The sequence below is a fragment of the Gemella sp. 27098_8_149 genome (genome assembly GCF_041433745.1).
Taxonomy (GTDB): domain Bacteria; phylum Bacillota; class Bacilli; order Staphylococcales; family Gemellaceae; genus Gemella.
This window is the reverse complement of sequence record NZ_JAPWCB010000014.1, coordinates 22,269-35,340: the sequence shown is the minus strand read 5'-3', so window position 1 is coordinate 35,340 and position 13,072 is coordinate 22,269. Positions and strand designations below refer to the sequence as shown.

Sequence of the window (13,072 nt, the reverse complement as noted above, 5' to 3'; positions counted from 1 at the left end):
ATATATTTTCAGACACTTTTTCAGGCTGTTGACAAATAGGTCAACAGCCTGTTTTTTAACTGAAATAAAATCCTTAAAATGGTATAATATAAGTATACAAAGGAGGTTTTAGTATGTTTAATAAAGTAGAAAATATCAAAGATGAAATAATACTAATGACATTATCAGAAATAGTACCTAAAGATCATTTTTTAAGAAAAGTAGCCGAAGCAATTGATTTTAAATTTATTTATGATTTGACAGAAGAATACTATAGCCACACATCAGGTAGAAATTGTTTAGACCCTGTAGTATTATTCAAATTAGTGTTTTTAAAAGATTTCTATGGAATAAAATCAATGAGAGAAACAATAAAAAGAATAGAAACAGATGCTGCATTTAGATGGTTTTTAGGGATACCATTTTCTAAACCAGTTCCACACTACTCTACATTTTCACAAAACTATATTCGACGTTTCCAAGGAACTGATGTGTTCGAACAAATATTTATTAATATAGTAAATCAAGCAATAGAAAAGAAACTAGTAGGTGGTAATGAGTTTTTTACTGATTCAACACATATTAAAGCCAACGCAAATAAAAAGAAATTCAAAGTTGAAGTAACTACAAAAATAAAAAAAAGAAAATTAGATTTAGAAAAAGAAATAAATGAAGAGAGAAACAAAAAAGGAAAAAAGCCTTTTGAGTACAAAGAGGAACAAGTTGTAAAAAAGCAGAAAATTAACACTACCGATCCGGATAGCGGTTATTATCACAGAGATCATAAAGAAGAAGGTTTTATGTATTTAGACCATAGAACAGTAGATGGGAAAAATAATATAATCATGGATTGTCACATAACTCCAGGAAACGTTCATGATAGTGGTCCATATATAGATAGATTAAATCAGATAGAAAAAAATTTCGGATTAACACCAGGAAAAGTTGCGTTAGATAGCGGATATTATTCTCTAGACATACTAAAACAGTTAGATAAAAAAAATATATTTTCAGTAATAGGATATAGAAGATTCTCAAAATCAAAAGATAAAAAATATTTCAAATATTTACCAGAAAAAGATATATATGTGGATAAACGAACAGGAGAAATATTTAGATACAGAAATATAGATAGAACTGGATATAAACAATATAAAAGTGATGATAAAAACGAGAAGAAAATAGTAAGACGCCATATAAATGCGGATTATTATGATGAAGCTAGATTAAGACGTATATCAAAAGAAGGAAAACTATTGTATAAGAGAAGAAAAGAAACAATAGAACGTAGCTTTGCGGATTCTAAACAAAATCATGGATACAGATATGCACAATATAGAGGTAAAGCCAAAGTACAGTCGTACGCTTGGTTGTCTTGTTGCGTTCAAAATATGAAAACAATAGCACTAAGAGAGGTATAATCATCTCTTAATACTACTGATGCTTTAGTCATAAGGCTTATTTTTTTTGAAAAACGACCAAAACATCAATATGTTCATTGATATTTTGGTCGTTTTGTCAACAATCTGAAAATAATCCTCAACACTAGGTTGAGGATTATTTTCTGTAAGTTCGTTATATTTTTTGAGATTTGACTTTATTATTATTTTGCTTCTTTTACATATTCTTGATCTTTAGTGTGAATAGTAAGTCCAGTGATATTTTTAGTAGATTTGAAGAAGAAACTACAGATATAACCGAATACTAATGCACTTAAGAATGAGAATCCTGAGAAGATGAATGGACTTTGTTTAGCATAAGTTGTGAAGTCTTGGATGTACCAACATACAAGTCCTGCAACTACTAATCCTAATAATGCTCCAGCTCCGTTTGCACGTTTAGTGAAGATACCAAGTGCGAATGTACCTGCTAAAGGCACCCCTAGAAGTCCGATATATTTAAGGAATAAATCCCAAGTTTCTTTTTGGTTAGAGTTTACGAAGTATAATGCTGCGATTGTTCCTAATACACCAGCTACGATAATGATAATACGAGCTAATAGAACGTCTTGTTTAGCATCTTTACTTAATCCGAAGAAACGTTGTTTAATATCAACTGTGATACAAGCTGAAATTGAGTTTAAGCTTGATGCGATAGTTGATTGAGCAGCTGCTAAGATAGCTGCGATAACTAATCCCGCAACCCCCGCAGGTAATGCTGTTAAGATGAAGTAAGGTACTAAAGCTGTTGTATTAGCTGCTTTACCTACTACTTCAGCGTTCATGAAGTCTGGTAATTTTGTTACAGCGTGGCTACCTTTGTAGAAGCTGTATAAAACTGTTCCCATTCCGTAGAAGATTGGAATAGAGATGAATGCTAATAATCCGTTAGTCCAGATTGATTTGTTAGTTTCTTCTACAGATTCAGTAGTACTATAACGTTGAACTACGTCTTGAGAAGCTGTGTATTGTTGTAAACTGTTAAATACTGATCCAATAAAAATAATTGGAATAGTAGATGCAGTTAATGACCAGCTAAATTTTTCAGCAGTTACGATTTTACCATTTGCTAAAGCATCTTGAGTAATGTTACCAAATCCACCTACGTGGTAAGCTCCTAAGATAATTACTAGGATAGCTCCTCCAAGTAAGATAATCCCTTGGATAACGTCTGTCCAGATAACTCCTTCTACCCCTCCTAAGAATGAGTAAACTACGCAAAGTAATCCGATAACCGCACACACTAAGAATGGATTAAGTGTCGATACTGATGTAATAGCAACTGTTGGTAAGTAAATAACGATAGCTACACGTCCAATATGGAATAGTGAGAATAACACACTTCCTACTACACGTACACTAGGATTAAAACGTTCTTCTAAATATTCATATGCTGTTGTTACATTTAATTTTCTAAAGAATGGAACATAGTAGTGAATCAATATCGGAATAATCGCGATAATTGAGAAGTTCCCTGCTGCGTATGTCCAGTCTCCGTTAAATGCTTTTTCCGGTGTTGCCATAAATGTAATGGCAGATAATGTTGTTGCGTAAATTGAGAATCCTACTGCCCAAGATGGAATGTTTCCTCCGGCTTTAAAGAATTCATCCGTGCTTTCACCTGCTTTTTTCGTGAAATACACCCCTATCGCTAGCATAGCTATTAGATAAATTGCTAATACTATACTGTTAAGCGTACCAAATCCTATCTTATCCATGGTACTTCCTCCTTTATACTTTTTAAATTTACTAGTTTTCTCGAAGGGAGTGACTCAAAAATCATGATTTCAAAGAAATCGATTTTGTCGAGTCACCCCCGCACAGTTTATTAGATATCTAAAAAGCTTTTATAAAGCGATTTTAGATATCAATAAACCACTGCGTCTATGAGTTTTCATATGAACCTTGTTAAAATTTTTGACTTTTGGTTCATCCTCTTTCCCCCTATATTTACCCCTTATTTTTTAAAATTATAGGTTATAATCTTTAACTAATTTTTCAACTTCTGGTAATTTAGCTGGATCGAATACTTTCATAGGTTGTTTACAGTATCCTGCATCAATACCTTTAACTTTTAAGATTTCTTTAAGAGTTTGATATAATCCTAACTCTAATACTTTTTCAATTACATCGTTTGCTTCATGTTGAAGTTCGTAAGCTTCAGCAACTTTACCTTCTTTAGCAAGTCTGAAGATTTCTTGGCTTCTTTGTCCGTTAACGTTGTATGTAGAACCGATAGCTCCGTCTACTCCTGTAATAGCAGCTTGAACTAACATTTCATCGAATCCAGACCAAATTAGTTTGTTAGGGAATCGTTTTCTGAATCTTTCTAATTGATAGAAGTCTGCAGCAGTGTATTTAACACCGATAACTTTTTCATCTTCTAGTAACTCAGCGAATTGATCTAAACTAATTTTAACCCCTGTTAAGAATGGAATGTAGTAAAGAATCATGCTGTTATCTGTAGCATCGATGATTGTTTTGTAGTAATGTTTAATTTCGTTAAATGATAATGGGTAGTAGAATGGAGTAACTGCTGATAATGAGTCATATCCTAATTCTGTAGCGTATTTAGCTAATTCTACCGCTTCATTAAGATCTAAAGATCCAACTTGAGCAATAAGTTTAACTCTGTCCCCAACTACTTCTTTTACAAATTTAAAAATTTGTTTCTTTTGAGCAGTGTTTAATAAGAAGTTCTCCCCACTACTTCCGTTAACATATAAACCATCAATTTTACTTACATTGATGTTATGTTCGATAACCTGTCTTAGCCCCTCTTCTTTAACCTCACCATTTTCGTCAAATGGAATAAGTAAAGCTGAATAAAGTCCTTTTAAATCTTTCATTTATAATAACCTCCGTTATTTGTTTTTTATTTTATGCATTTATTTAACACATTAAATTTTAATACACTTACATTTTAAAACGTTTTCTTTACTTTGTCAATAGAAAAAGCTCAAAAAACATTATTTTTTTGAAAACCTTTTAATTACTGCTGTTATTATCATGTTTACACCACATAGTGATACTTAATCCAGTTGACGCTTATATAGCATATGTAAATCTATTGTCTAGTCTTACCATCTCTATTTAATACATTAAACCTATCTTTTTAAAAAATAAAATACGACTCACAAGTCATCATTTTATAAAAATCAGACTTATGAAGTCGCTTCTAATAACCTTTATTTGTTACTTAAAAATCTTTAAATCGAACATTATAATGTAACAACCAAATACAAAAAATTCAATATCAAATTGGCTGTCCTTATTTTTAATACCTATCTGTCATAACTACCTATTAAGAACATTTCTCCTTTTAATGTATACTTGCTACAGTCTGTTGTTAAGATAAAGCTATCTCCTTTTCTCACATCATAACTGTTGCCATCTATTTCTACACTTCCGCTACCATTAAGAACGGTGAATAGATTTCCTGTTCTAGTTTTTTCAAGAGTTACTTGCCCCTCCACTTCGACCTTAAACACAGAGAAGTACTTTTCATCTGCTAAGTATGTTAGTGTAGCACCTTCTAATTTTTTCACTTTAGGGCTTGTAGTAACTTTTTCAAACGGAACTTTACTTACATCTTTTGTTTTTTCTATATGAAGTTCACGTTTATTACCATCTTTATCAACACGATCATAATCATACACTCGATATGTTGTATCAGAATTTTGTTGCACTTCATATATTAATATTCCCTCTCCTATCGCATGAAGAGTTCCCGCTGGAATATAAAAGAAATCTCCCGCTTTTACTTCTTCTTCTATAAACAACTCTTGCCATTGTTCGGAATCTATCTTATCACTGAACTCCTCTTTTGTTTCTGCAGTATGTCCATATACTAACTTCGCACCTTCTTTAGCATCAAGTACATACCAACATTCAGTTTTACCTAGTTCTCCATTCTCATTTACTCGTGCATAATCATCTTCGGGATGTACTTGAACTGATAGATTATCACTAGCATCTAAAATCTTAATTAATAACGGAAACTTATCATACTTTTTCTCAGTAAATAAACTAGGCTGTTTCTCGTACGCTTCTTTTAATGTTAAGCCTGCTAAGTCGCCATTTGTTATTTTTGAGCTACCATTATTGTGAGCCGCAATCACCCACGCTTCTCCGATATTTCCTTGTGGAATAGAAAAATCAAACTTCTCTAAATTGCGCCCTCCCCATATTCTTTCACAAAATACAGGCTCTAAAAATATAATTTTATCCATTTTATTCTCCTTAAATAATTCTAACTTCAAGTTTATTATACACTAGTCACTCTTTTTTATACAGCATATACCTTTTAATTTTTTTCAATAACTTATTTTCAAAAAAACGTTTTTATGGTAATATATCGTTGTAAAGAATTTTTAACATTAATAAAATTTAAAGAATAATATGTCTTTATTAAGAAAGTAGGTATAATATGTATTTAGGAATTGATATTGGTGGAACAAGTATAAAATTTGCTGTGATTGATGATAACTATAAAATCATCCATTACGAAACTTGTAAAACACCTGACAACGTAACTGTAAAAGTTACTGATGAAATGTTCAGAATCGCTAGCAAAATCCGCGAAAGCTATAACTTCTCTGCAGCTGGTATTTCTGCAGCTGGTGTTATCGACAATGTTAACATGGAAGTTATCCGTTCAGCTCCAACTATTAAAAACTATCTTGGAACTAACTTCAAACGTGATTTCGGAGATAGACTAGGTATTCCAGTATACGCAGATAACGATGTTAACTGTGCACTACTTGGTGAACAATGGCTTGGTGGAGCAAAAGGTTTAGATGAAGTATTCTGTATGGCTTTAGGAACTGGAATCGGTGGTGCTTACTACCTAACTAGTCTTCCTTTCGGATCTAACTTCGGTGTAGGTGAAATCGGACAATCTCTTTACGATTTCGACACTAAAACTACTTACGAACAACGTGCTTCTACTATCGCACTAGATAGAAAAATCAAAACTGAAATGTACGAAGGACTTAGCGTTATCGAATTCTTCGACCTTTGTAAACGTGAAGATACAACTGCACTAAAAGTATTAGACGAATGGTTATTCGAACTTGCTCGTGGTATTGTTAACTTACTATGTATTCTAGATCCTAAGTACATCGTAATCGGTGGTGCTGTTTCTGCTCAAGGAGATTACTTACTAAACAAACTTGAAGCAAAAGTACGTGAACTTCACCCAATCGAAAACAACCAAACTAAATTCCTAGCAGCCGAACTAGGAAATGACGCAGCCCTATACGGAGCTATTAGCACATTTATAGAAAAATAAGATATTAAACTTTACCCCCTCTTTACTTAAATAGTAAGGAGGGGTTTCCATTTTTCAACAGAACTTCAAAGCTCTGTTCTACGTTAATTTATACTTTTGATTGTATTCCTCTTCTGTATAATATATAATAAAATCAAGAAACAGTATAAGGAGATTATGCTATGAAATTAGACCTAAACGAAAACGAATTAACTATTATGGGGATTAAATTCGATAATATTAAAGATTTTAAGAGTGTCTGGTATGCACTAAGTACAAATATAATTGAAGGTTGGATCCCATCAACTAATGATGTTCTCGAATTAAAAAACAAAATTACCACTATTACAAAAAAATATGAGTAGAAATAAGTACGAAGAATACACCTATATAGATTATGATAATATCTACACTTACCCATCCACTAATATCCTTATAAATTTACTATAAATTCATTCTATAAAAACTTTTCAGACATCTAATAAACTTTACCGGAGTGATTCGAAAAAATCTTATTTCTTTGAAACCACGATTTCCGAGTCACTCCCTTTTTATTTTTCAACAGAACTTCAAAGCTTTGTTCAGCGTTAATTTATACTTTTTGCAACCGTTTAAATTTTTTTCTAATATTTTTTAAGTTTTTTCTTTACAAAGTCTAGCATAAGTGATAATATAAATTTAAGTTAACACATTAAATTTTGATAAATAAATAATAATTAAGTCAAGGAGGGATCAACTTGAAAAAATACGAAAAGATTATAAATGATATCATCTTAAAAATACAAACTGGTATTTTTAAAGAAGGTGAACAACTCTACACAGAAAAAGAGATTAAAGAAATATATAATGTTAGTAGTACTACTGCTGTTCGTGTACTAAACGAACTAGAATCAGCAGGGTACATTTTTAGAATTCAAGGTAAAGGAAGTTTCGTTAATAAAACTTTAGTTAATAAAAAAGTCTTCGTTACAGAAAACAACAACTTCCACAAACACTTCAAAGAATCAGTATCTGAGCATTCTGAAGTTATTGAAGCCGAAATTATTCAAGATAAAGAGCTTTGCTCAAAATTAAAATTAAAAAATCAAAAACTTCTGAAAGTAGCTCGTATTAAATATATCGGTAATGTTGCTTGGGCTCACCAAACTAACTATATTCCGATTAAATATTTACCTGATGTTAATATCGATGATATCGACAGTTTCAAAGAGCTTGCTACTATGATTAGAAAAAAATATCGTATAGATATTCACCAAGAAAAATCTAAAAAAACTATGAAAGTTATAGTTGATACTCCTGAAGAAATTGCCAACTTTATCGCTAAAGACGGTGAACCATGTTTTGAATTTGATAGGTACACCTACTTCGCAGACGGTAAAATTTTCGAATATGTAAAAATCTTTATAAATTACAAATACTACAGCTTAACAATTAAAGATTAAGCGTTAGATTGGAGCTAACTATGAACAAAAAAGAAAAAATCTTAAACCAAATTAAAGGCGGAATTATCGTTTCTTGCCAAGCATTACCTGGAGAACCACTATATGTTGAAGAAGGTGGAATTATGAAACTTATGGCACTAGCTGCTAAAGAAGCTGGCGCTGTTGGTATTCGTGCACAGGGAGTTACTGATATAGTTCAAATTAAAGAAACAGTTGACCTACCTGTTATCGGAATTATTAAACAAAGTTATGAAGGTATGTCACAATTCATCACAGCAACTATGAAAGAAGTAGATGCTCTTGTAGAAACAGGTTGTGAAATAATCGCCTTAGACTGTACTTTACGCCCTCGTTTCGATGGTACAACAATCAATGATTTTATCGCAGAAATCAAAGCTAAGTACCCTGACATTATTTTAATGGCTGACATCGCTACATTCGAAGAAGGTGTAAATGCGGCTAACATCGGTCTTGATTTTGTCGGAACTACATTAAGTGGTTATACAGAAAATACAAAAGATAGACCGAACGAAGTAGACTTAGATCTTATCAAAAAACTTTCTGAAACTATTTCTGTGCCAATAATCGCAGAAGGTCGTATCCACTACCCTGAACATGCAAAAGCAGCTTATGACGCAGGGGCATTTAGCGTAGTAGTTGGCGGAGCTATCACTCGTCCAAAAGAAATCGCAGCTAGATTTATTAATGCAGTGAAATAAACAAAAAGTTCTAATTGACACTTGATCAATTAGAACTTTTTTATATTATTTTTCCCAAGCACGTCCATCGATGTAGCTTGAATTTCTGTAGTTTTCTTTCATCGGTTTTGCCGGCATTATTATCGATAACAGTATATATATTAATATCGGACTACCGAATGAGAAAATACTCGCTAATAAGAATAGTACTCGTAAGAAACTAGCACTTATTCCAAATCTTTTACTTAAACCACTACATACCCCAGAGATTAAAGCTCCTTCGTAAGATTTATAAATTTTTTTTTCTTCTAAAAAATTAAGAAATTTATTCCATAATTTATTTAATCCATCTATCATAATAAATTCCTCCTGACTTTATTGTTGATATTTTATTATTCTGACTTTATAAATATTATATCACACTTATGTGATATATATTAACTATTGTACTCAAGTGACTTTAAACTAAGTTTATATTATAAGATTTTGTAATAAATATCTCAAAAGCGACAGTAACAGTGAAATTCTTATCGAGCATAAAAAACAAATCATATGCATATATATGAATCCACTAAAGATTTCATCAATGTTTTTCGTCAAGAACATCAAAAATTATTCTTATGATTCAATTATTCTAAAAAATTTCAATTGCCATTTTTGTGCTTCTAGAGCTGTTTTATTTAAATTCGTACACCAAGGTGGATAAAATCTCATAGCCATTTTTCCTTTGATGTCTTTTGTCGAGAGAATTTTTTTACGGATAGCCTCATCATTTGGAATAATAAAAAGTCCTCTCTTATCGTTATCGATCACAACAATAACGAGTTCATTCCCTAGATCTTCATTAGTATATGGAATGTTTTTATTTCTTGAGTCTTTTTTCCAAAAAACTGTAAAATATCCTTCTTTTTTTGGTGTTTTTTTTGCCAAGCGACATCTTTTATATTCTTGCTCTTCCTTTATTTTGATAAGGATACCTTCGTATTTCTCATTCCACTTTTCTTTTGCGAATTCAAAATTACCATAAAACTCATTTAAAACCTCAAGTATTTTCATTATGACGTATCTCCCCCTTAATAAAATTTCCACTTGAATCACTACATAAGGTATTATAACCCCGTCGTATGATTTATAATCTTTTTATCTTCTAAAAACTTGTTCCAGATTTTGTTATTCTAGTTTTATAAATATTATATCATATTATTTTGAATAGACCGTATTTACCAGTTCATAAACAGAGTTTAGATTATAAAGAACTTAGAATAAACATCTTAAAATTTACATTTTCCGTAAAATACTTATCTTAAAAAATAAAAGAACACTCCGAAGAATGTTCTTTTATTTTTTGACAAGAGTCTTAAAGGATGGACGGCGTACCCATCATCTCAGGTACTCTATAAAAGAGTGTGTAGAGAGCCTTTTCTACTTCAATAAGACTTTTTCTATCTTTATGTTATAACAAATATTTTGGTTTATCAAAATACTTGCCATTTATCCCCCTTTTTATAACTTTTTAAATTTCCTTCTTGACAAGTGAGCGTCTACTCACTATAATATTAATTATAAAGTGAGCATTCACTCACCGAGGGTTAAAATTATTATTTCTAATGGGATATTTCTTAGCACCTACCTTGAACTATTCTTTAATAATCGCTGTTCTAAAATAATTAAGCGCACTAATATCCCTCAAATAATCTCAGCTATATTTTTTTAATTATGAAGTGAGTGTTTACTCACTCTAAAAATGAAAGGTGATTCTTATGAAAAAATTAATACAAATTACTTCATTATCAAAAAGTTTTGGCAATCAAATAGTCCTTGATGACATTGATTTCACCCTAGAAAAAGGTGAAATTGTCGGTCTTATTGGTCCTTCGGGATCTGGAAAGTCAACATTAATAAAAACAATGCTTGGTATGGAAAAAGCGGATAAAGGTGAAGCACTTGTTCTAGATAACAAAATGCCAAAAAGAGAAATTCTTTCTAATATTGGATATATGGCACAAAGCGATGCCCTTTATGAGATGCTTACCGGCTATGAAAACTTAGAATTTTTCGGGAAAATGAAAGGTATTCCTTCAAAACAACTAAAAGAAGAGATAGCTTATGTGGCAAAAATAGTCGACCTAACCGATCACTTAAAAAAATTAGTATCGAATTATTCAGGTGGGATGAAACGCAGACTTTCACTCGCTATTGCGCTAATCGGTAGCCCTGAGTTACTTATACTCGATGAACCTACAGTCGGTATAGACCCTAGCCTTCGCCGTAAAATTTGGAAAGAATTGTTTAAACAAAGGGATAACGGTGTTGGCATACTAGTAACAACTCACGTAATGGACGAGGCAGAGCTTACAGACAAAGTTGGACTTCTTCTTCGTGGAGATATTATAGATTTTGACACACCAAAAAATCTAAAAGAAAAAAATAATGTTGTTACTATCGAAGAAGTATTCTTAAAAGTGGAGGAAAAATAAAATGAGAATTTTAACTATTTCAAAAAGAGTTTTTAAAGAGTTTTTTAGAGATAAAAGAACTTTGGCAATGATGTTCGTTGCCCCAATTTTTATAATGTGGTTAATCAGCATAGTCTTTTCAGCAAATACAAATTCTGAAATTACTGTAGCATCTGTAAATACTCCTCAAAGTGTCGTATCTGTAATGAAAGATATCGATAACGTTCATCTAGAGGAATATCAATCAAAAGAAGCTGCTGAAGAAAAATTAAAAAATAACGAGATTGATACCGTGATTTCTTACGATAACAATACTTATACAGTAACTCACGCTAACATAGATTCTACTAAAACTATGCAAGCTCAACAAGTTTTAAAAAGCTCTATAAGAGCATCAGAAGCAAAAAACTTGGTAGAAATTATTAAAAAAGTAAACCCTAAATTAGGTGAAAACAAACAAGAGCCTGAAGTTAAAGAATATTATAACTACGGTAATGCAGATTCAACATTTTTTAATAAAGTTGCACCTACTTTAATCGGCTATATCCTATTCTTCTTCGTATTTCTAATCTCTGGAATGGCTCTACTAAAAGAACGTACTAGCGGAACTCTAGATAGACTTTTAGCAACTCCGGTAAAAAGAAGCGAAGTTGTCCTAGGATATGTACTATCTTATAGCTCATTAGCTGTAATTCAAACTATTATCGTCACTCTATCATCTATATATTTATTAAATATTGAAGTTGCTGGAAATCCGTTTTATGTTATAATAGTTAATGTATTACTAGCAATGGTTGCCTTAACATTAGGTTTACTAATCTCTACAATCGCAAAATCAGAATTTCAAATTATGCAGTTCGTTCCAGTAATAGTTATTCCACAAATGTTCTTTTCAGGAATAGTATCCGTTGAGAGCATGGGGAAAATCGCCGTCTATATTAGCAAAATCCTACCTGTTACCTACGCTAGTGACGGTTTAAGCAAAATAATTTTAGAAGGTAAAAATCTTCTTGCGATAAAAACTGATATTATTGTTCTACTTGCACTTTGCATCCTTCTAATAATACTTAATATTCTAGGCTTAAAACGATATAGAAAAGTTTAAAAAATAATAGGAGACTCTTATGACTGAAAATATCTTACAATCTTACTTTAGCATATCTCATGACGAAACCTTTCCACCTGGTAAGAAAAAAACAATAGAAGCTGCGATTAAATTATTCGCAAAACAAGGATACCATGGGACATCTACACTTCAAATCGCTAAAGAAGCAGGCGTTAGTCAGGCAACAGTATTCAAATACTTTAAGACTAAAGAAGATTTATTATATTCAATAATAGTCCCTGTTATTCCTAAATTATTTTTAAATTTTCTAAAAAGAATTCAAAATACTAATTCACTTAAAGAATTAATCAGTTATGTTGTCGAAGATCGTATGGTTTTCCTAAAAGAGAATAAGGATACTGTAAAAATAGTATTCTCTGAAATATTAACAAACGAGAATTTAAAAGCACAACTTATCGATTCGTTAAAAGTGGTCTTTGCAGAAATAAACTTTGAAGATATATTACAAGAACACAAAGGAACTAATCCTGAAATTAACGAGAACTTATCTCCAGCCGAAGTCATCCGTTCATTCGCAGGGCCTATCATGACCTACTCAGCTCAAAGATTTATTCTTTTTGAAGACGTTCCTTGTCCTACTGAGGAGCATGATTTACAATTTATTAAACAACAAATCTATAAAAACTTAACAAGGTAATAAATAAAGAGGAGCTTGGTACT

13 protein-coding genes are annotated in these 13,072 nt (G+C 31.6%); 8 read left to right on the top strand and 5 right to left on the bottom strand.

Going from position 1 to position 13,072, the window contains the following annotated elements:
* Positions 1–113 precede the first annotated feature (113 nt).
* Positions 114–1,400, top strand: a complete 1,287-nt coding sequence (locus tag O3801_RS06640; RefSeq protein WP_371454471.1) for an IS1182 family transposase — start codon at positions 114–116, stop codon at positions 1,398–1,400.
* Between the two features lie 182 nt (positions 1,401–1,582).
* Here the strand turns inward: O3801_RS06640 and O3801_RS06635 are convergent, their stop codons facing one another.
* The 3 genes from O3801_RS06635 to manA form a co-directional block, all read right to left on the bottom strand.
* Positions 1,583–3,136, bottom strand: a complete 1,554-nt coding sequence (locus O3801_RS06635) for a sodium:solute symporter family protein (RefSeq protein WP_371454470.1) — start codon at positions 3,134–3,136, stop codon at positions 1,583–1,585.
* Between the two features lie 252 nt (positions 3,137–3,388).
* Complete coding sequence (locus O3801_RS06630; protein WP_060913391.1) at positions 3,389–4,267, bottom strand: N-acetylneuraminate lyase; 879 nt, start codon at positions 4,265–4,267, stop codon at positions 3,389–3,391.
* Between the two features lie 435 nt (positions 4,268–4,702).
* On the bottom strand, positions 4,703–5,650 hold the full coding sequence (manA, locus tag O3801_RS06625) for a mannose-6-phosphate isomerase, class I (protein ID WP_371454469.1): 948 nt from the start codon (positions 5,648–5,650) through the stop codon (positions 4,703–4,705).
* 197 nt (positions 5,651–5,847) lie between these two features.
* Here manA and O3801_RS06620 point away from each other — a divergent pair, with 197 nt between their 5' ends.
* The 4 genes from O3801_RS06620 (at position 5,848) to O3801_RS06605 (ending at position 8,851) form a co-directional block, all read left to right on the top strand.
* Complete coding sequence (locus tag O3801_RS06620) at positions 5,848–6,711, top strand: ROK family protein (RefSeq protein ID WP_371454468.1); 864 nt, start codon at positions 5,848–5,850, stop codon at positions 6,709–6,711.
* 161 nt (positions 6,712–6,872) lie between these two features.
* On the top strand, positions 6,873–7,055 hold the full coding sequence (locus O3801_RS06615; protein ID WP_371454466.1) for a hypothetical protein: 183 nt from the start codon (positions 6,873–6,875) through the stop codon (positions 7,053–7,055).
* A gap of 372 nt (positions 7,056–7,427) precedes the next feature.
* Positions 7,428–8,132, top strand: coding sequence for a GntR family transcriptional regulator (locus O3801_RS06610; protein WP_371454465.1), 705 nt, complete (start codon positions 7,428–7,430; stop codon positions 8,130–8,132).
* Between the two features lie 20 nt (positions 8,133–8,152).
* A complete protein-coding gene (locus O3801_RS06605) occupies positions 8,153–8,851 on the top strand; it encodes an N-acetylmannosamine-6-phosphate 2-epimerase (RefSeq protein ID WP_371454463.1) in 699 nt (232 codons plus the stop codon).
* 45 nt (positions 8,852–8,896) lie between these two features.
* Here O3801_RS06605 and O3801_RS06600 read toward each other — a convergent pair whose 3' ends face one another.
* Positions 8,897–9,187 carry a PspC domain-containing protein gene (locus O3801_RS06600; protein ID WP_371454462.1) on the bottom strand — a complete coding sequence of 97 codons (291 nt, stop codon included), beginning with the start codon at positions 9,185–9,187 and terminating at the stop codon, positions 8,897–8,899.
* A gap of 261 nt (positions 9,188–9,448) precedes the next feature.
* Entirely contained in the window at positions 9,449–9,886 is a 438-nt protein-coding gene (locus O3801_RS06595) for a MepB family protein (protein ID WP_371454461.1), read from the bottom strand.
* 704 nt (positions 9,887–10,590) lie between these two features.
* Between O3801_RS06595 and O3801_RS06590 the strand changes: the two genes are divergently transcribed.
* Genes O3801_RS06590 through O3801_RS06580 form a run of 3 tightly spaced genes read left to right on the top strand, consistent with a single transcriptional unit; the run spans position 10,591 to position 13,049 of the window.
* Positions 10,591–11,307, top strand: coding sequence for an ABC transporter ATP-binding protein (locus O3801_RS06590; protein ID WP_371454460.1), 717 nt, complete (start codon positions 10,591–10,593; stop codon positions 11,305–11,307).
* A gap of 1 nt (position 11,308) precedes the next feature.
* On the top strand, positions 11,309–12,391 hold the full coding sequence (locus O3801_RS06585; protein WP_371454459.1) for an ABC transporter permease: 1,083 nt from the start codon (positions 11,309–11,311) through the stop codon (positions 12,389–12,391).
* A 19-nt stretch (positions 12,392–12,410) separates the two neighbouring features.
* Complete coding sequence (locus O3801_RS06580) at positions 12,411–13,049, top strand: TetR/AcrR family transcriptional regulator (RefSeq protein ID WP_371454458.1); 639 nt, start codon at positions 12,411–12,413, stop codon at positions 13,047–13,049.
* The last annotated feature ends 23 nt before the right edge of the window (positions 13,050–13,072 follow it).